The following is an 18,089-nucleotide window of genomic DNA, read 5'->3' as shown; positions in this document are numbered from 1 at the left end:
GATGTTCAGCCTTCCCCACCGCTCGCCCCGGGACGTGCCGTTTGCGTTCGACCACACCGCTTTGTTGCTGGTAGACATGCAGCGTGCCTGGCTCGAGCCGCAATTCGACCCGCACCTGAGCGGGCCGGACGCCGAATATTTTCTCCAGCGCGCGCGCAGCCAGGTGGTGCCCAACCAGCAACGTTTGCTCGGCGCCTTTCGCCAGGCACAGCAAAACGTGCTGCATACCATCATCGAAAGCCTGACCGCCGACGGCCGCGACCGTTCGCTGGATCACAAGCTGTCCGACATGCACCTGCCCAAGGGCAGCGTGCAAGCGCAGGTGATTGCCGAACTGACCCCGATAGAGAACGAAATCGTGCTGCCGAAGACCTCCTCCGGGGTGTTCAACTCGACCAGCATCGACTACGTCCTGCGTAACCTGCAGACCCGTCATCTGATCATCGCTGGCATCGTCACCGACCAGTGCGTCGACATGGCCGTGCGCGATGCTGCAGACCGTGGCTATCTGGTCACGCTGGTGGAGGACGCCTGCGCCACTTACACAGCTGAACGCCATCACGCCTGCCTCAACGCGATCAAGGGCTACTGCTGGATCACCGACACCGACACCGTGCTCGGCCGTTTGCAGGAGATGCAGCCGTGACCGCACGCCTGACGCCTTTGCCGATGACTACGCTGGTGACAACCGACCTGATCGGCATCACCCGTGGTCGCTCGTTTCCTACCGATGAACTGGAGCACTACCAGGCAGCGGGTTGCGGCTGGGTGCCGGCCAACAGCGCGTTGACGCCGCAAGACATCATCGCCTCGCACAATCCGTGGGGCGCGTACGGCGACCTGCGGCTGATTCCCGATCTGAGCAGCCGCGTGACCGTCGGTAGCGGCCCCGACGCCAACGCGCCGGTGCTGGATTTCATCCACGCCGATATTCGCGAGACCGACGGCCAAGCGTGGGGCGCCTGCCCCCGTACGCTACTGCGCGATGAAATCGAGCGCTATCACGATGAGCTGGGTTTGCAGGTCAACGCCGCGTTCGAACATGAGTTCAACCTGCACGCAGGCGTTGCCGAGCACGCAGCCTTCTCTCTCGAGGCGCAGCGCCAAGGCGCCGAATTCGGCGGCTGGCTGCTCAGTGCCCTGCGCGCCGGCGGCGTCGAGCCGGAGATGTTCCTGCCGGAATACGGCAAGCACCAATACGAAATCACCTGCCGCCCGACCCTTGGCGTGGCAGCGGCGGATCGTGCGGTCAACGTGCGTGAAATCACCCGGGAAATCGCCCGGCAGATGGGCCTCGATCTGAGTTTTGCGCCGAAGACCGCCGCCGAAGCGGTATGCAACGGTGTGCATCTGCACGTCAGCCTGCTCGATCTGGCCGGCGAGCCCATGTTGTACGACGCCGGCACCAGCAACGGCCTGTCGGGCATCGGTCAGCACTGGGCTGCCGGCGTCCTGCATTATCTGCCGGCGCTTTGCGCATTCACTGCACCGACGCCGCTGTCGTACGAACGTTTGCAGCCGCACCACTGGAGCGCGTCGTACGCCTGCCTGGGGCAGCAGAACCGTGAAGCGGCGCTGCGCATCTGCCCGATCGTGACCTTGGGTGGCAAGTCTGCCGCGCAGCAGTTCAACCTGGAATTTCGCGCAATGGACGCCACCGCCTCGCCGCATCTGGCCATGGCCGCGTTGCTGATCGCCGGGCGACTCGGCATCGAGCAGCGTCTGGCCCTGAACGCGATCACCGAGGAAATTCCCGATTCACTCAACGACGAGCAACGCAAGGCCCGGGGCATCGTCGCCCTGCCCGCCTCGCTGGCCCAGGCGCTGGATTGCCTGCGCGACAGTGCAGCCTTCAATGAATGGCTGCCCAAGCCGTTGCTCGACACGTATTACGCCCTGAAAACCGAGGAACTGGCGCTGACGGAACAGCTCTCGCCCGCTGACCTGTGTGAGCACTATGCACGCCTGTACTGAATCCGCCGAACTGGGGTTGTTCACTCGCCCGGTGTACAACCTGAGCCGCGAGGACTCGACGAATCCGTTGATCCTGGTGTGCGAGCACGCCAGTCGCTACATCCCCGAAGCCCTGAATAATCTGGGCCTGGACGAGGCGGCCGCGCGTGAGCATATCGCCTGGGACATCGGCGCGCTGCAACTGGCCGAACAGTTGTCGCAACAGCTTGGCGCCACGCTGCTCAGCGCCAATTATTCGCGGCTGTTGATCGACCTCAACCGGCCGCGCCATGCGCCGGACAGCATCCCGCTGCAGAGCGAGATCTATCAGATCCCTGGCAACCGCGATCTGGACGAAGCGGCGCGCGAGTACCGCCGGCAAACCCTGTTCAAACCGTTTCATGCGCGATTGCAGACGCTGATCGACGAACGCATTGCCCAAGGCCGGCCGGTGCGGGTGGTCGGTATTCACAGTTTCACTCCGGTGTATTACGGCCAGCCGCGACCACTGGAAGTCGGCGTGTTATTCGGCCAGGCCAAAGCCTATGCCGAGCGCCTGCTCGACGGGCTGCAAGCGCATCCGTTGAAAGTCGCGGGCAACCAACCGTACAGGATTGATCCTTTGGGCGACATGACCGTGCCGGTGCACGGCGACGCCCGCGGCCTTGAAGCAGTGCTGATCGAGGTGCGCAATGACTTGCTGCGCAGCCCCGAAGCGGTATCGCGCTGGGCCGGCTACCTCGCACCTTTGCTGTAAGAATCGCGGTAAAAGATGGACCGATAGAACAACTAAAACGACCGATGGCTGACAAGGAGTTGCGCTTCATGGAAATTGAAGAATTCGGCTACAAGCAAGAGTTGAAACGTAGCCTGACGCTGACCGATCTGGTGGTGTACGGGATGATCTTCATGATCCCCATCGCCCCGTTCGGTGTGTATGGCTACGTCAATGCCGAAGCACCGGGGATGGTGCCGCTGGCGTACATCATCGGCATGGTCGCGATGCTGTTCACCGCGCTGAGTTACGGCAGCATGGCCAAGGCCTTCCCGGTTGCCGGTTCCGTATATTCCTACGCCCAGCGCGGCCTTAACCAACACGTCGGTTTTATCGCTGGCTGGCTGATGCTGCTCGATTACCTGCTGATTCCGCCGCTGCTGTACCTGTATGCGGCGATGGCGCTCAACCATCTGTACCCGGATATCCCCAAGGTCGGTTTCATTCTGGCGTTCTTGGTCAGCGCGACATTCGTCAACCTGCGAGGCATCACTTTTACCGCGCGGATGAACATCTTGTTCCTCCTGGCACAACTGGTGGTACTGGGTATCTTCCTGTTCTACGCCTGGAACGCCCTGCACAACGGCGGTGGTAACGGCGAGCTGACCATGGCGCCGCTGTATCACCCGGAAACGTTCAACTTCGCCCTGCTGATGCAAGCGGTGTCGATCGCCGTGCTGTCATTTCTCGGCTTCGACGCGATCTCGACCCTCGCCGAAGAAATCAAGGAAGATCCGGGCCGCAGCGTTGGCAAGGCAGCGCTGATCACTCTGGCGGTGATGGGCACGATTTTCGTGGTACAGACGTGGATTGCCACCGATCTCGCGGCGGGCATGGGCTTCAAGTCCGCCGACACCGCGTTCTATGAAATCGCTGAAATCGCCGCTGGCAGCTGGCTCGCGACCCTGACCGCCGTCGCCACGGCGCTGGCCTGGGGCGTCGCTGTAGCGATCACTTCGCAGGCCGCGGTGTCGCGCCTGTTGTTCGGCATGGCCCGCGACGGCAAGCTGCCGAAGGTGCTGGCCAAAGTCCACCCGAAACACAACACGCCGTACCTGAGCATTTATCTGGTGGCGGTGCTGTCGCTGCTGATCTGCTACCTGTTCCTCAATGCGGTGGACATTCTCACCTCGCTGATCAACTTCGGCGCCCTAAGCGGCTTCATGCTGCTGCACCTGACGGTGATCAACCACTACTGGCGTCGGCAGAAGTCCGGGCAGGTTGTACGCCATCTGCTCTGCCCGGTGATCGGCTTCATCATCGTCGCCGCCATCATGTACAACATGGGCGTCGATGCGCAGAAGCTTGGTCTGATCTGGATTGCCCTGGGCCTGGTTTACCTGTTCTTCCTCAACAAGCTCGGCGCCAGCACCGCACTGCCCGATCCAAGCAAAGGCTGACAAGAAAAAGAGCGGCGTCTGACACCCAGTCAGGCGACCGCCGATTCAACGCGTGGAAACCGACAGTGATAGTCAGGTTCGGTGAACGAGCCGAACCTTTTGATACAGGAGTACATCCATGCTGGTCTTACGCCCAGTCGAGCAGAATGATCTGCCCCAGCTACAGCGCCTGGCTCGCGAGAGCCTGATCGGCGTGACCTCGCTGCCGGATGACAGCGAACACCTGCGCGAGAAAATCGCCGCATCGTGCGCGTCCTTCGACAGCGCCGCCGCAGCGCAGGGGCCGGAGAACTACTTCTTCGTGCTCGAAGATCTCGAACGCCAGCAACTGGTCGGCTGCTCGGAAATTCTTGCCACCGCCGGCTTCAAGGAGCCGTTCTACAGCCTGCGCAACCGCCACTTCACCAGCGCTTCGCGGGAATTGAACATCGAGCACGGCGTGCCGGCGTTGTCGCTGTGCCATGACCTCAGCGGGCATACCTTGCTGCGCGGTTTCCACATCGACGCCACGCTGGTGCGCACGCCGTTTTCCGAACTGCTGTCGCGGGCGCGCCTGTTGTTCATTGCCGCACATGCGCAGCGGTTCTCCGAAGCGGTGATTACCGAGATCGTCGGCTACAGCGACGAGCAAGGGCATTCGCCATTCTGGGATGCGCTGGGCAAGCATTTCTTCGACCTGCCCTATGCCGAAGCCGAGCGGCTCTGCGGTTTGCAGAGCCGCACGTTTCTCGCCGAACTGATGCCGCAATACCCGATCTATGTGCCAATGCTGCCGCAAGCGGCGCAGGACTGTATCGGCCGCGTGCATCCGGACGGTCAGGAAGCATTCGATATCCTTGAACGCGAGGGCTTCGAAACCAACAGCTACATCGACCTGTTCGACGCCGGTCCGACCCTGTATGCGCGTACCGCGAACATTCGCTCGATCGCTGACAGCCAGACCGTCGTCGTCCGCCAACAGGTATCGAACGACGCCCGTGGCCGTTACCTGCTGAGCAACGACGCCCTGCATGGCTACCGCGCCGTTGTCACCGAACTTGATTATCAGCCCGATCAGCCGCTGCCCCTGACACCCGCCATCTGCGCCGCACTGAAAGTCAGCGATGGCAGTTCGATACGGCTGGTCGCTCTGTGAGCCGCGCTAGCCGTCCACGCCTGAATCGGTACGCCAAAGGAGTTGGAGCATGATTGTCCGTCCGGTAAAAGTCAGTGATCTGCCTGCCTTGATGACCCTCGTTGAACAGGCAGGGCCGGGCTTTACCACCCTTCCTGCCAACGAAGACCGCCTCGCACATCGAGTGCGTTGGGCGCAGCGGGCGTTCGCCGAACAGGTGGAACGCGCCGATGCCGATTACCTGTTTGTACTCGAGGATGACGAGCAGCGCGTGGTCGGTGTCAGCGCCATGGCTGGCGCCGTTGGCTTGCGCGAACCCTGGTACAACTACCGGCTCGGCGTAACCGTCAGTTCGGCGCCGGATCTGGGCATACAGCGGCAGATTCCGACGTTGTTCCTCAACAACGAACTGACCGGCCAATCCGAGCTGTGCTCACTGTTTCTGCGCCATGACCAGCGCAGCGGCAGCAATGGCCGCTTGCTGTCGCTGGGGCGTCTGCTGTTCGTCGCCGAATTTCCGCACCTGTTTGGCGAGAAGATGATCGCCGAACTGCGCGGCAGTGCCGATGAAAACGGTTGCTCGCCATTTTGGGACAGCCTTGGCCGGCACTTTTTCCAGATGGATTTCACCCACGCCGATCACTTGTCGGGCCTGGGCAACAAAGCCTTTATCGCCGAACTGATGCCGCGCCAGCCGCTGTACACCTGCCTGCTCACCGAACAGGCGCAGGCGGCGATTGGTCAGACTCACCCGAACACCCAGCCGGCGTTGAAGATTCTTCAAGCTGAAGGCTTTGCGCACAAAGGCTACATCGACATTTTCGACGGTGGCCCGGTCATCGAAGCGCCGATCCGCAGCATCCGTACGGTGCGCGACAGCCTTGAACTGACCCTGAACCTGGGCACCCCGGACGAGCAGGCGCCGCTGTGGCTGATTCACAACCGCCGCCTGGAAAACTGCCGCATTACCGTGGCCCCCGGTCGACTGGTGGGCAACAGCCTGGTTGTTGATCGTCTCACCGCCAAACGCCTGCAATTGCAGCCGGGCAATTCGGTGCGCGCGGTGCTCCTGCCCCATCAACAGCAACACGCCGTGGCGGCCTGATATTTCCAGCACGGGAGATTAAACCTTTCAGCCGCCAGTCTTGCCGCGCAAATTCGTCATGATTCTTGACCCATTCGCGTGATAGCCTTTTCATTCTTCGGCGTTGACACCTTTGCTCAAGCCCTTCCATTCCTTATGTATTGGTGGAACTCGTATGACCAGGCTTTCCCATCAAGATTTGCGCCGTAATTTCCGTCAGCTGCTGGCCTCCGACACCTGCTACCACACGGCTTCGGTGTTCGACCCGATGTCGGCCCGCATCGCCGCTGACCTGGGTTTCGAAGTAGGTATCCTCGGCGGTTCCGTGGCCTCGCTGCAGGTGCTCGGCGCGCCAGACTTCGCCCTGATCACCCTCAGCGAATTCGCCGAACAGGCCACGCGCATTGGCCGCGTCGCCCAATTGCCAGTGATCGCCGACGCCGATCACGGCTACGGTAACGCCCTCAACGTAATGCGCACGATCGTCGAACTTGAACGTGCCGGCGTCGCTGCACTGACCATCGAAGACACCCTGCTGCCCGCGCAATTCGGACGCAAATCCACTGATCTGATCACCGTAGCCGAAGGTGTCGGCAAGATCCGCGCGGCGCTGGAAGCCCGGGTCGACACCGAGATGGCCATCATCGCCCGCACCAACGCCGGGATCCTGCCGAACCAGGAAATCATCAGCCGTACCCGCCAATATCAAGCGGCCGGCGCTGACGGTATCTGCATGGTCGGCGTGCAGGACTTCGATCAGCTGGAACAGATCGCCGAACATCTGACCGTGCCGCTGATGCTGGTCACCTACGGCAATCCGGCGCTGCGCGACGACAAGCGCCTGGCCGAACTCGGCGTGCGCGTGACCATCGACGGCCACGGTGCCTACTTCGCCGCGATCAAAGCGACCTATGACAGCCTGCGCGAACAGCGGCAGATCTTCACCCAGGCCGCCGACCTCAGCGCGACCGAATTGACGCACACCTACACCCAGCCGGAGGAATACATTCTGTGGGCCAAGGAATACATGAGCGTCAAGGAGTGATGCAAACGCTGCACCGGCCCCTTCGCGAGCAGGCTCGCTCCCACAGTTGAAATGCGGTCCCCCTGTGGGAGCGAGCCTGCTCGCGAAGCGTCTGCTGCTGCGGAGCTGAACCGGGAACGATCACTGCTTCATTGCGGCTTGGCCAACTCCATGATCATCCGCGACAACAAGTAAATCCGCGGCGCTACACTCGCCACCTCGGCATATTCCTCCGGCGTGTGAATATTGCCGCCGACAATCCCGAAGCCATCCAGCGTCGGCGTGCCAACGCCTGCGGACAGACTGGCATCCGCCGCGCCACCACTGCCCTCCTCGGTCAGCTTGCGGCCAATCTCGCCGTAAATTCCCTGGGCCATGGCCATCAGGCGATCCGACTCGGCCGTCTGCGGCATCGGCGGCAAACCGCGCTGCAAGGACGTTTTCACTTCGGTATCGGCAATCAACTTGTCCTGCGAGACCCGCGCCAGATCCTTCTCGATGCGATCAAATTCCTCCGGCACTGCCGCACGCACATCCGCCTTGGCCGTGGCCTGATCGGGAATCACGTTGGTGCGATCGCCGGCCTTGAGCACGGTGAAGTTGATGGTGGTCTTCTTCGCCTCGTCGCCGAGCTTGCCCAGTTGCAGAATCTGGTGCGCCGCTTCCATTGCCGCGTTCCGTCCAAGCTCTGGCGCGACGCCGGCGTGGGCGGCTTTGCCTTTGACTTCGACCAGCGCTGTCGCACTGCCCTTGCGCCACACCACCAGGCCATCGGCCGGGCGGCCCGGTTCGAGGTTGAGGGTCACATCGTGCTGTTTGGCGGTTTTCTTGATCAGGTCGGTGGCGACATCCGAGCCGGTTTCTTCGCTGGCGTCGAGCAGGAAGGTGATCTGCGCATAGTCTTTGAAGTCGAGGTTCTTCAGCACTTTCAGCGCATAGATGCCGGCGACGATGCCACCCTTGTCGTCCATCACCCCCGGCCCGTAGGCGCGACCGTCCTTGATGTGGAAAGGCCGCTCGGCCGCGGAGCCTTCCTTGAACACCGTGTCCATGTGCGCCATCAGCAGGATTTTTGCTTTGCCGGTGCCTTTGAGCGTGGCCAGCACGTGATTGGATTTTTCCGGGGTGTTGGGTACCAGTTCGATGGTGGCGCCGAGTTTTTTCAGCTCATCAATGGCAATATCGCTGACCTGTTTCAGGCCCGGTTCATAACCGGAACCGGAGTCGATATTGACCAGTCGCTCCAGTAACTTCAGGGCTTCGGGCTGGTACTGCTCGGCATCGGCGAGCACTTGTTTATGCGGTTCGGCGACAGCGGTGGCGGCCGTGAGCGCGAGGGACAGACCGAGACTGGCGGCCAGCAGTGAGCGGGGAAATGAGAACGTCATGAAGCAGTCCTTGTTTCGTGTCGGAGGGATTCAACCGTAACCGACATTGGCGCAAGGCTCTATAGCGGAAGCGACACTGATCTAATCGACAACACATAACCCTGTGGGAGCGAGCCTGCTCGCGAAGGCGTCGTGGCAAACAATATTAATACCGCCTGACCCACGGCTTTCGCGAGCAGGCTCGCTCCCACAGGTAGCAGCACCCTCCGTCAGACCGAATCCAGCAGCGCCTGCCTCGGTTTATTGTCGCTGTTGCAGATCACCCGATTGCGCCCACTGGCCTTGGCTTCGTACAACGCCTGATCGGCCTCATCCAGCCACCGCGTGGCGTCGGCATGGCTTGGGTCGTAGGCAGCCAGACCAATGCTCAGACTGACCTTCAGCGCCGGGTTCTGCTCGTAGCCCATCACCGCGAAACGCTCGCGCAAGGCTTCCATGGCCTGAGCGGCGTTGAACAGTGGCAGTTCCGGCAGGATCACGCAGAACTCATCTCCGCCGTATCGCCCGGCGACATCGGTGGCGCGCAGATTCTGTTTGAGCAGTTTGCTCAACTGGCGCAGGACGATGTCGCCGGCGACGTGGCCGTAGGTGTCGTTGATCGCCTTGAAGTGATCGATGTCGATCAAGGCAATTGCCGCGCCCTGCTGCTGGCGGTTGCAGCGCTGGAATGCGAGGTTCAGTTGGTCCTTCCACGCGCCGTGATTGAGCAGGCCGGTCAGGCTGTCGGTGCGACTCAACGCCAACAGCTCACGCTTGTGCCGACCGAGGGTCGAGGCCTGACGAAAGCAGATCCAGCCCAGCGCCAGCGGATACAGCAACAGCAACGGCAAACAGGCGTAAAGCTGCAGCGGCGATGTCGCTGGAATGAACGCCGGCGCAAACACCACCAGCCCGACGCCGATGCCCAATAGCTGCGCCGCCGTCCCGGCGAGTAGAAACCGCCCTCCGCCAATGGCGACGTTGTTCATCGCCATCATCGAAATCGTGGTCGCACTGGGTAGCGGATTGAACTGCATGGCGGCTACCCAGAAGCCACCCATGAACGCGTCGATCAGCAAATTGCGGTGTTCGGCGCGGTACGGAGTGTTCGAGCTTCGCGCCCATAGAAAGGCCAGATGTGGCCAGACCAGGCCGTTGAACAGCATCAGGCCCCACACCCACAGCGGCGGATCGAGCGCATGCATCGCCACACTGACACACATCAGCCCGAGCAGCAGCCCGAACACCCGCGACGTATACAGCCTCCTGGCCAGTGAAAGTCCCTTTCCTCGCGTATTTCCCATAAGGGCCTCGACCGCGCGATGCATGGTTACATCCCGACAAGGATGTGCCCGGAGTCTATCAGGGCGCCGTTAAATAGCCATCACCGGCCAGCGGCCTGAATAGAGCGCGATCAGCGCCGCACACGCCGCCCAGAGTTGGCTATAAATGAAAGAGGGGAAATGCAAAAACAACTATAAAAAGGGGACACATGCATACCTACGCTGTATTGATCATCGGCAGCGGTTTCGGCGGCCAGTGCGCGGCGGTCAACCTGCTCAAGGCCGGGATCGACGACTTTCGCATTCTTGAGCGACGCGACTTTTTCGGCGGTACCTGGTGTCAGAACACCTACCCCGGCGCAGCGGTGGACGTGCCGTCGCCGCTGTATTCGCTGTCATTTGCGCCCTATCGCTGGACGCAGATGTTCGCCGAACAGGCCGAACTGCAGCGCTATACCGAACAGCTGATCGAGCAGTTCGGTTTGCGCGAACGCGTGGAACTGGAGGCCGATGTCGAGCGCGTCGAATGGAACGAAGCGGACAAACGCTGGACAGTGCATACCCGCGCCAAAGGCATTTTCCATACGCAGTTCCTGATCAATGCTTCCGGGCCGTTGAGTCAGCCGGTCATCCCACACTTTCCTGGGATGGATCGCTTTCAAGGCAAGACTTTTCACACAAATAATTGGGATCACAGCTACAACTACCGCGGTAAACGCGTGGCGATCGTCGGCAGCGGTGCCAGCGCCGCGCAAGTGATCCCGGCGATTGCAACCCAGGTCGAACATCTGCATGTATTCCAGCGCACGCCGCATTGGGTGTTGCCGCGTGCCGATCGCAAATTCGGCCGGTTTCAGCGCTGGCTGCTTGGCCTGAAACCGGCATACAAACTGCTGCGCTGGCTGATCTACTGGCAATTCGAAACCCGGGTGATCGCTTTCAAATACTCGAAACCGGCGATTCACCTGGTCCAGCAACATGCGCTGCGTTTTCTCAAACGCCAGGTTCCGGACCCGCTGCTGCGGCAGAAACTCACGCCGGATTTCACCATCGGCTGCAAACGGGTGCTGGTGTCCAGTACGTACTACCCGGCGCTGAGCCGCGCCAACGTCACGCTGCACAGTCGCGAGCACGGCATCGCTTCGATCGACGAAAGCGGGATCAACACCGTGGACGGCGAGCATCTCGATATTGATCTGATCGTTTGGTCCACCGGTTACGACGCCCCCGACGGGGTAATTTCCTACCCGGTCAGCGGTAAAAACGCGGTGCAACTCAGAGATGTCTGGGCCGAATATCCGCGCGCCTACCTCGGCACCAGCCTGCCGGACTTCCCCAACCTGTTTATCGTCACCGGGCCGAACACCGGCATCGGCCACACCTCGGCGCTGTTCATCATCGAATCGCAGATGAACTACATCCTCGACTGTATCCGCACGGTGCAGGCCAAAGGCCTGCGCAGCATCGAAGTGCGTCATGACGCGGAACGTACCTACACTGCAATGATCCACCGGGAAATGCAGCGCACGGTGTGGAAGTCCGGCGGTTGCCACAGTTGGTACCAGAGCAAGAGCGGTCACGTGATCGCGATGTTTCCCGGCTTCAGTTTCAGCTATCACCTGCTGACCCGGGCGCTGAAACCGGCCGACCATATTTTGTCCTGAACACGTAAAAGGAAGACGTCGATGCTTTTGCTGTTTGTCGCACTCGCGGTTTTCGTGGCCTGGAGCTGGTTGAGTTACCCGGCGGTTGGCCATTGGCTGTACAACCTGGCCATGGCCAGCGAGGCCAGGTTGTACAAATTGCACAAGATCGAAGTGCCGATCGCCGAGATGACCGTGTCGACCTGGCAAGGCGGGCCGTACGAGGCGTCCAGCGCGATCCTGATGCTGCACGGCTTCAGCGCCGACAAAAACCTCTGGCTGCGCTGCGCCCGGCATTTCGTCCGTCAGTATCGGGTGATCATCCCGGATCTGGCCGGCCACGGTGAGACTGGCTTCAAGGCTGGCGGCGGTTACGACATTGCGGTTCAGGCCAAACGCATGATTCAACTGCTCGACGTCTGCGGCGTGGAGAAAGTCCATGTCATCGGCAACTCCATGGGCGGCTATATCGCCGCGTGGCTGGCGGCAACCTATCCCGAGCGAATCGCCTCGCTGGCGTTGATCGACCCGGCCGGCGTCACCGCACCGGAGCCGAGCGACATGGAGCGCCATCTGGCGCGCGGGCACAATCCATTCCTGATCAACTCCCGCGAAGAGTTTCAGCGCTTTTATGCGATGACCATGGAATCGCCGCCGTGGGTGCCGAAACTGGTGCTCGACGCCGTCGCCCAGCGCTATGAGCAACAACGTGACGAGCTTGAAGAAATCTTCCGCGACTTCCGCGCCAGCCCGCCGATGGAGCCGAAACTGGCCGAGATCAAATGCCCGGCGTTGCTGCTGTGGGGGCGCAAGGATCGCCTGATCGACGTCAGCAGCGTGCCGGTGTGGAGCAAAGGCATCGCTAATCTCGAAGTGGATGTGTGGGATCACGTCGGGCACATGCCGATGGTCGAACAGCCGGGAAATACCGCGCGGCTGTACGGGGATTTTCTGGAACGACAGCGATGAACATTCTTTACGACGAACGCCTCGACGGTCCGTTGCCCGAGGTGAACAAGGGCGAATTGCTCAAGGCTCTGCAACAAGCCCTGCCGGACCTGGACATCCTCTGGCGCGAGGAAGAACTCAAACCCTACGAATGCGATGGCCTCTCCGCCTACCGCACCACGCCGATGCTGGTCGCCCTGCCCCGGCGTCTGGAGCAAGTGCAAACCCTGCTGAAACTCTGCCATCAACACAGCGTGCCCGTGGTCGCCCGGGGTGCCGGCACTGGATTGTCCGGCGGCGCTCTGCCGTTGGAAAAAGGCCTGCTGCTGGTCATGGCGCGGTTCAACAACATCCTGCACATCGACCCCGCCGCACGTATCGCCAGGGTTCAACCGGGGGTGCGCAATCTCGCCATATCTCAAGCGGCGGCCCCGTTCGGCTTGTATTACGCGCCCGATCCGTCGTCGCAAATCGCCTGTTCAATCGGCGGCAACGTCGCGGAAAACGCTGGCGGCGTGCATTGCCTCAAGTACGGTCTGACCGTGCATAACGTGCTGAAAATCGAAGTGCTGACTATTGAAGGCGAACGTCTGACGCTGGGCTCCGAGGCGCTTGATTCAGCCGGTTTTGACCTGCTCGCCTTGTTCACCGGCTCCGAAGGCTTGCTGGGGATCATCACCGAAGTCACGGTGAAGTTATTGCCCAAACCGCAAGTCGCCAAGGTCTTGCTCGGCAGTTTCGATTCAGTGGAAAAGGCCGGCCGCGCGGTCGCCGAAATCATCGCTGCCGGGATCATTCCGGGTGGTCTGGAAATGATGGACAACCTCGCCATTCGCGCCGCCGAAGACTTTATCCACGCCGGCTATCCGGTCGACGCCGAGGCGATTCTGCTGTGCGAACTCGACGGCGTCGAAGCCGACGTGCACGACGATTGCCAGCGTGTACGGGAAGTCATGACAGCGGCCGGCGCCAGCGAGGTGCGCCAGGCCCAGGACGAAGCCGAGCGCGTGCGTTTCTGGGCCGGGCGCAAAAATGCGTTCCCGGCGATCGGCCGGTTGTCGCCGGATTATTACTGCATGGACGGCACCATCCCGCGCCGCGAACTGCCCGCTGTGCTGCAAGGTATCGCCCGCCTCGGCGAAGAATACGGATTGCGCGTGGCCAACGTGTTCCACGCCGGCGACGGCAATATGCATCCGCTGATTCTGTTCGACGCCAACCAGCCCGGCGAACTGCATCGCGCCGAAGCGTTGGGCGGCAAAATCCTCGAATTGTGCGTGAAAGTCGGCGGCAGCATCACCGGCGAACACGGGGTCGGTCGCGAGAAAATCAATCAGATGTGCGCGCAGTTCAACAGTGACGAGTTACTGCTGTTTCATGCGGTGAAAGCTGCGTTCGATCCGCAGGGCCTGCTCAATCCCGGCAAGAACATCCCGACCCTGCACCGCTGCGCCGAATTCGGCGCGATGCACATTCACGCCGGGCAACTGCCGTTCCCCGAGTTGGAGCGATTCTGATGGCTGATTTCGATGCCGCCAACGCCTTGATCGATCAGGTCAACGCCGCGCGAGCCAATGCCACGCCGCTAAAAATTCAGGGCGGCAACAGCAAGGCCTTTCTCGGCCGCGAGGTGGCCGGGGAAGTGCTCGACACCCGCGCCCATCGCGGCATCGTTCAGTACGACCCGACCGAATTGGTGGTCACGGTGCGCGCCGGCACGCCATTGTCCGAGCTGCTCGCGGCGCTGGACCACGCCGGGCAAATGTTGCCCTGCGAACCGCCGTCCTTCGCCGACAGCGCCACGGTCGGCGGCATGGTCGCCACGGGACTGTCCGGACCACGCCGGCCGTGGTCCGGCTCGGTGCGCGACTTCGTTCTCGGCACGCGGGTGATCACCGGCCTCGGTCAGCATCTGCGCTTCGGTGGCGAAGTGATGAAAAACGTCGCCGGTTATGACCTGTCGCGGCTGATGGCTGGCAGTTTCGGTTGCCTCGGCGTGCTCAGCGAAGTGTCGCTGAAAGTCCTGCCCAAACCGCGCCAGTGCCTGAGCATCCGCCTCGATATCGACTGCGCTCGGGCCTTGAGCAAACTTGCCGAATGGGGCCAGCAACCGCTGCCGATCAGCGCCGCTTGCCACGATGGCCGGAGCCTGTACCTGCGCCTGGAAGGTGGCGAAGGTTCGGTGACGGCGGCGCATCAACGCCTCGGCGGCGAGCCGCTGGATTCGGGTTTCTGGCGCGACCTCAACGAACAGCGCCTGAGTTTTTTCGACGAAGGCTTGCCGCTGTGGCGCCTGTCATTGCCGAACAACCTCGGCCCGCTCGAACTGCCCGGCGAGCAACTGATCGACTGGGCCGGCGCGCAACGCTGGGTAAAATCCGAAAGCTCTGAGATTCACGCACTCGCCCATTCCTTGGGCGGCCATGCAACGTGCTTTACCCACGGTGCCACCGACTCGCCGTTTCAACCCTTGGCGCCAACCCTGCTGCGCTACCACCGGCAACTCAAGGCACAACTCGACCCGCAAGGGCTGTTCAACCCCGGGCGAATGTACGCGGAGGTTTAGCCATGCAAACCACCCTCAGCGAGCAATCGCGCCAACTGCCCCGTGCTGGCGAAGCGGAAAAGATCCTGCGCACCTGCGTGCATTGCGGCTTCTGCAACGCGACATGCCCGACGTATCAATTGCTCGGCGATGAACTCGATGGGCCGCGCGGACGCATTTATCTGATCAAGCAAGTGCTGGAAGGCGCACCGGCCACCGAGCAGACGCAGCTGCATCTGGATCGCTGCCTGTCGTGTCGCAACTGCGAAACCACCTGCCCGTCCGGCGTCGATTATCACAACCTGCTCGACATCGGCCGTGCGGTGGTCGACAGCGCGGTGCCGCGCCCGGCCGCCCAGCGCTTGCTGCGCGAAGGCTTGCGCGCGCTGGCGCCCAATCCCGGGTTGTTCAAAGGCTTGCTGCGCATGGGCGCGACCTTTCGGCCGCTGCTGCCGCGCCTGCTGGAGAGCAAACTGCCGCAGCGCTTGGGTGTTATGGGGTCGCGCCCTGCTCCTCGGCATGCGCGCCGAGTGTTGTTGCTCGAAGGTTGCGTGCAGCCCGGCCTGTCACCGAACACCAATGACGCGACGGCGCGGGTGCTCGATCGTCTGGGCATCAGCGTCACTCCGGTGAGCGAGGCCGGTTGCTGTGGTGCGCTCGACTATCACCTCGACGCCCAGGCCAAGGGCCTGGACCGTGCGCGGCAGAACATCGATGCCTGGTGGCCGCATCTGCAGAACGGCGCCGAAGCCATCGTGCAGACGGCCAGCGGTTGTGGCGCGTTCATCAAGGATTACGGGCATTTGCTTGCGGGCGATCCGATCTACGCGTTGAAAGCACGGCGGATCAGCGAAATGACTCGGGATCTGGTGCAAATCATCGCCGAGGAACCGCTGGAGCAAGTGTGCGCCGCCAGCGAACGACGCATCGCCGTGCATTGCCCGTGCACGTTGCAGCACGCGTTGAAACTTGGCGGCGCGGTGGAAGCCGTGCTGACCCGACTCGGCTTCAACCTCACGCAGGTACCGGATGGCCATTTGTGCTGCGGCTCGGCGGGCACTTACTCGCTGACCCAACCCGCGCTGGCGCGGCAATTGCGTGACCAGCGCCTCAACGCCCTGGAAAGCGGCCGGCCTGAGTTGATCGTCACTTCCAATGTGGGCTGTCAGAGTCATCTGGCGAGCGCCGGGCGAACGCAGGTCAGGCACTGGATCGAACTGGTGGATCAGTCGTTGGCAGAATGAAGTTCGTAGGATTCTTCGTTTGCCCGCATGGGCGAAGGCTGCGATCTTTTCCGACATCCATCTCGTCACCGTGGCAGGAATTTTTTTCATGACCGTGCAGCCGTTCGTCAGCCCCGACCTGATCCGCCAACGCTTTTCCCGAGCGATGTCCGACATGTACCGCGAAGAGGTGCCGTTGTACGGCGCGCTGATGGAACTGGTGGAGAAAACCAACCGCGACGTGCTGGCAGGTCAGCCAGACATCGCCGGGCAACTCAAGCGCACCGGCGAAATCGATCGGTTGGACATGGAACGCCACGGCGCCATCCGGGTAGGCACCGCGACCGAACTGGCCACCCTCGCCCGCTTGTTCGCGGTGATGGGCATGCAACCGGTGGGTTATTACGACCTGACTCCGGCGGGTGTGCCGGTGCATTCGACGGCGTTTCGTGCGGTGCATGAAGAGGCGCTGCGGGTCAGCCCGTTTCGCGTATTTACCTCGTTGCTGCGCCTGGAGCTGATTGAAGACGCTGAATTGCGTTCGTTTGCCGAGTCGGTACTGAACCGTCGTTCGATTTTTACTGAGGAGGCGTTGCGCCTGATTGAACAGGCGGAAACGGCAGGCGGACTGAATGACGACGAAGCCGCAGAATTCGTCCGACAGGCACTGGAGACTTTTCGCTGGCACCACAGCGCCACCGTCAGCGCCGCGCAGTACCAGAAACTCAGCGCCCAGCACCGCTTGATCGCCGATGTCGTTGCGTTCAAAGGCCCGCATATCAATCACCTTACGCCGCGCACGCTGGACATCGACACCGTGCAGGAGCAGATGCCTGCCCATGGCATCACACCGAAAGCAGTGATTGAAGGCCCACCGCGCCGCAACTGCCCGATCCTGCTGCGCCAGACCAGTTTCAAGGCGCTGGACGAGCCGATCGCCTTCACCGATCAGCCCGAAACCCGTGGCAGCCACAGCGCGCGTTTCGGCGAAATCGAACAACGCGGCGCTGCTCTGACACCCAAGGGTCGCGCGCTGTATGACCGCTTGTTGAATGCCGCTCGCGATGAACTGGGCGACTTCCCCAATGAAGCCAACGCCGCACGCTACAACGCGCTGATGACTCAGCACTTTGCCGAATTTCCTGACAACGTCGAGGGCATGCGCGAACAGGGGCTGGCGTACTTTCGTTATTTCGCTACAGAAAAGGGTTTGGCCGCTGGCGGACTTGGTGAGTCGTCCCTGGAGGACTTGCTGTGCGATGGCTACGTGAAAGCGGAGCCGCTGGTGTACGAAGATTTCCTGCCGGTGAGCGCGGCGGGGATTTTTCAGTCAAACCTTGGCGATTCTGCGCAGACGCATTACGCCGAACATTCCAATCGCCAGGCTTTCGAACAGGCGCTGGGGCGTTCGGCCATCGATGAGTTGGGGTTGTATGCCGAGACGCAACGGCGGTCGATTGAGGAGTGTTTGACCCGACTCGCGCGTTAAAAAATCAAAAGATCGCAGCCTGCGGCAGCTCCTACAGGGGAAATGCATTCCAAATGTAGGAGCTGCCGCAGGCTGCGATCTTTTGATCTGAAGCTATGAGGCGATCTTTGCGTCCATAGCAATCTTTGCCTCCATAAAGGCATCTGGCCATTGTGCGCAAGAAATTGCGCAGTTGGTCGTAATATTTCAGGGGTGAATTGCCCTGCAGCCCACGCCGGGCAAGCCCTGCAGCCAAGTGCGC

The 18,089-nt window shown here is 61.6% G+C and carries 16 protein-coding genes; 13 read left to right on the top strand and 3 right to left on the bottom strand.

Annotated features, from left to right (window positions below; all coding sequences use genetic code 11):
• Position 1: 1 nt before the first annotated feature.
• From AC4IHP_RS25025 to AC4IHP_RS24995, 7 genes are all read left to right on the top strand, one after another.
• Positions 2-646: a cysteine hydrolase family protein gene (locus tag AC4IHP_RS25025; RefSeq protein ID WP_490832992.1), complete on the top strand. Its 645-nt coding sequence runs from the start codon at positions 2-4 to the stop codon at positions 644-646.
• The gene (locus tag AC4IHP_RS25020; protein ID WP_460118246.1) at positions 643-1,974 is read left to right on the top strand and encodes a type I glutamate--ammonia ligase; all 1,332 of its coding nucleotides are present in this window, start codon (positions 643-645) and stop codon (positions 1,972-1,974) included. The genes AC4IHP_RS25025 and AC4IHP_RS25020 overlap by 4 nt, the downstream gene beginning before the upstream one ends.
• The gene (locus AC4IHP_RS25015) at positions 1,958-2,710 is read left to right on the top strand and encodes an N-formylglutamate amidohydrolase (protein WP_460118244.1); all 753 of its coding nucleotides are present in this window, start codon (positions 1,958-1,960) and stop codon (positions 2,708-2,710) included. Before AC4IHP_RS25020 ends, AC4IHP_RS25015 begins: the two co-directional genes overlap by 17 nt.
• A gap of 68 nt (positions 2,711-2,778) precedes the next feature.
• The gene (locus AC4IHP_RS25010) at positions 2,779-4,128 is read left to right on the top strand and encodes an APC family permease (RefSeq protein ID WP_460118242.1); all 1,350 of its coding nucleotides are present in this window, start codon (positions 2,779-2,781) and stop codon (positions 4,126-4,128) included.
• 118 nt (positions 4,129-4,246) lie between these two features.
• The gene (locus AC4IHP_RS25005) at positions 4,247-5,263 is read left to right on the top strand and encodes an arginine N-succinyltransferase (protein WP_490832991.1); all 1,017 of its coding nucleotides are present in this window, start codon (positions 4,247-4,249) and stop codon (positions 5,261-5,263) included.
• Between the two features lie 49 nt (positions 5,264-5,312).
• The gene (astA, locus tag AC4IHP_RS25000) at positions 5,313-6,347 is read left to right on the top strand and encodes an arginine N-succinyltransferase (RefSeq protein WP_490832990.1); all 1,035 of its coding nucleotides are present in this window, start codon (positions 5,313-5,315) and stop codon (positions 6,345-6,347) included.
• A 154-nt stretch (positions 6,348-6,501) separates the two neighbouring features.
• Positions 6,502-7,371 carry an isocitrate lyase/PEP mutase family protein gene (locus AC4IHP_RS24995; RefSeq protein ID WP_024012471.1) on the top strand — a complete coding sequence of 290 codons (870 nt, stop codon included), beginning with the start codon at positions 6,502-6,504 and terminating at the stop codon, positions 7,369-7,371.
• A gap of 128 nt (positions 7,372-7,499) precedes the next feature.
• Here the strand turns inward: AC4IHP_RS24995 and AC4IHP_RS24990 are convergent, their stop codons facing one another.
• Together AC4IHP_RS24990 and AC4IHP_RS24985 are read right to left on the bottom strand one after the other, a co-directional pair.
• Complete coding sequence (locus tag AC4IHP_RS24990; protein WP_460118236.1) at positions 7,500-8,738, bottom strand: M20/M25/M40 family metallo-hydrolase; 1,239 nt, start codon at positions 8,736-8,738, stop codon at positions 7,500-7,502.
• A 209-nt stretch (positions 8,739-8,947) separates the two neighbouring features.
• Positions 8,948-10,021, bottom strand: coding sequence for a diguanylate cyclase (locus AC4IHP_RS24985; protein ID WP_460118234.1), 1,074 nt, complete (start codon positions 10,019-10,021; stop codon positions 8,948-8,950).
• Positions 10,022-10,209: 188 nt separating this feature from the next.
• On the opposite strand from AC4IHP_RS24985, the gene AC4IHP_RS24980 reads away from it, so the two are divergent.
• From AC4IHP_RS24980 to hglS, 6 genes are all read left to right on the top strand, one after another.
• Positions 10,210-11,664: a flavin-containing monooxygenase gene (locus tag AC4IHP_RS24980; protein WP_490832989.1), complete on the top strand. Its 1,455-nt coding sequence runs from the start codon at positions 10,210-10,212 to the stop codon at positions 11,662-11,664.
• A gap of 21 nt (positions 11,665-11,685) precedes the next feature.
• Entirely contained in the window at positions 11,686-12,612 is a 927-nt protein-coding gene (locus AC4IHP_RS24975; protein ID WP_490832988.1) for an alpha/beta fold hydrolase, read from the top strand.
• Entirely contained in the window at positions 12,609-14,108 is a 1,500-nt protein-coding gene (gene glcD / locus AC4IHP_RS24970; RefSeq protein ID WP_490832987.1) for a glycolate oxidase subunit GlcD, read from the top strand. Before AC4IHP_RS24975 ends, glcD begins: the two co-directional genes overlap by 4 nt.
• Complete coding sequence (gene glcE / locus AC4IHP_RS24965) at positions 14,108-15,157, top strand: glycolate oxidase subunit GlcE (RefSeq protein ID WP_490832986.1); 1,050 nt, start codon at positions 14,108-14,110, stop codon at positions 15,155-15,157. Before glcD ends, glcE begins: the two co-directional genes overlap by 1 nt.
• 2 nt (positions 15,158-15,159) lie before the next feature.
• The gene (glcF, locus tag AC4IHP_RS24960; protein ID WP_460118223.1) at positions 15,160-16,380 is read left to right on the top strand and encodes a glycolate oxidase subunit GlcF; all 1,221 of its coding nucleotides are present in this window, start codon (positions 15,160-15,162) and stop codon (positions 16,378-16,380) included.
• 88 nt (positions 16,381-16,468) lie between these two features.
• On the top strand, positions 16,469-17,848 hold the full coding sequence (hglS, locus tag AC4IHP_RS24955; RefSeq protein ID WP_490832985.1) for a 2-oxoadipate dioxygenase/decarboxylase HglS: 1,380 nt from the start codon (positions 16,469-16,471) through the stop codon (positions 17,846-17,848).
• Between the two features lie 31 nt (positions 17,849-17,879).
• Here hglS and AC4IHP_RS24950 read toward each other — a convergent pair.
• A partial coding sequence (locus AC4IHP_RS24950) for a hypothetical protein (RefSeq protein WP_490832984.1) occupies positions 17,880-18,089 on the bottom strand: 210 nt, incomplete at its 5' end.

It is taken from the genome of Pseudomonas sp. UF-293 (genome assembly GCF_058245595.1).
This window is presented reverse-complemented; position numbering and strand designations above follow the sequence as displayed.

Excerpts from the sequence above, each read along its gene's own strand:
- astA (WP_490832990.1), top strand. The coding sequence starts at position 5,313 with ATGATTGTCCGTCCGGTAAAAGTCAGTGATCTGCCTGCCTTGATGACC.
- AC4IHP_RS24995 (WP_024012471.1), top strand. The coding sequence starts at position 6,502 with ATGACCAGGCTTTCCCATCAAGATTTGCGCCGTAATTTCCGTCAGCTG.
- AC4IHP_RS24975 (WP_490832988.1), top strand. The coding sequence starts at position 11,686 with ATGCTTTTGCTGTTTGTCGCACTCGCGGTTTTCGTGGCCTGGAGCTGG.
- glcF (WP_460118223.1), top strand. The coding sequence starts at position 15,160 with ATGCAAACCACCCTCAGCGAGCAATCGCGCCAACTGCCCCGTGCTGGC.
- AC4IHP_RS25010 (WP_460118242.1), top strand. The coding sequence starts at position 2,779 with ATGGAAATTGAAGAATTCGGCTACAAGCAAGAGTTGAAACGTAGCCTG.
- AC4IHP_RS24990 (WP_460118236.1), bottom strand. The coding sequence starts at position 8,738 with ATGACGTTCTCATTTCCCCGCTCACTGCTGGCCGCCAGTCTCGGTCTG.
- AC4IHP_RS24985 (WP_460118234.1), bottom strand. The coding sequence starts at position 10,021 with ATGGGAAATACGCGAGGAAAGGGACTTTCACTGGCCAGGAGGCTGTAT.
- AC4IHP_RS25025 (WP_490832992.1), top strand. The coding sequence starts at position 2 with ATGTTCAGCCTTCCCCACCGCTCGCCCCGGGACGTGCCGTTTGCGTTC.
- glcD (WP_490832987.1), top strand. The coding sequence starts at position 12,609 with ATGAACATTCTTTACGACGAACGCCTCGACGGTCCGTTGCCCGAGGTG.
- AC4IHP_RS24980 (WP_490832989.1), top strand. The coding sequence starts at position 10,210 with ATGCATACCTACGCTGTATTGATCATCGGCAGCGGTTTCGGCGGCCAG.
- AC4IHP_RS25005 (WP_490832991.1), top strand. The coding sequence starts at position 4,247 with ATGCTGGTCTTACGCCCAGTCGAGCAGAATGATCTGCCCCAGCTACAG.
- hglS (WP_490832985.1), top strand. The coding sequence starts at position 16,469 with ATGACCGTGCAGCCGTTCGTCAGCCCCGACCTGATCCGCCAACGCTTT.
- AC4IHP_RS25015 (WP_460118244.1), top strand. The coding sequence starts at position 1,958 with ATGCACGCCTGTACTGAATCCGCCGAACTGGGGTTGTTCACTCGCCCG.
- glcE (WP_490832986.1), top strand. The coding sequence starts at position 14,108 with ATGGCTGATTTCGATGCCGCCAACGCCTTGATCGATCAGGTCAACGCC.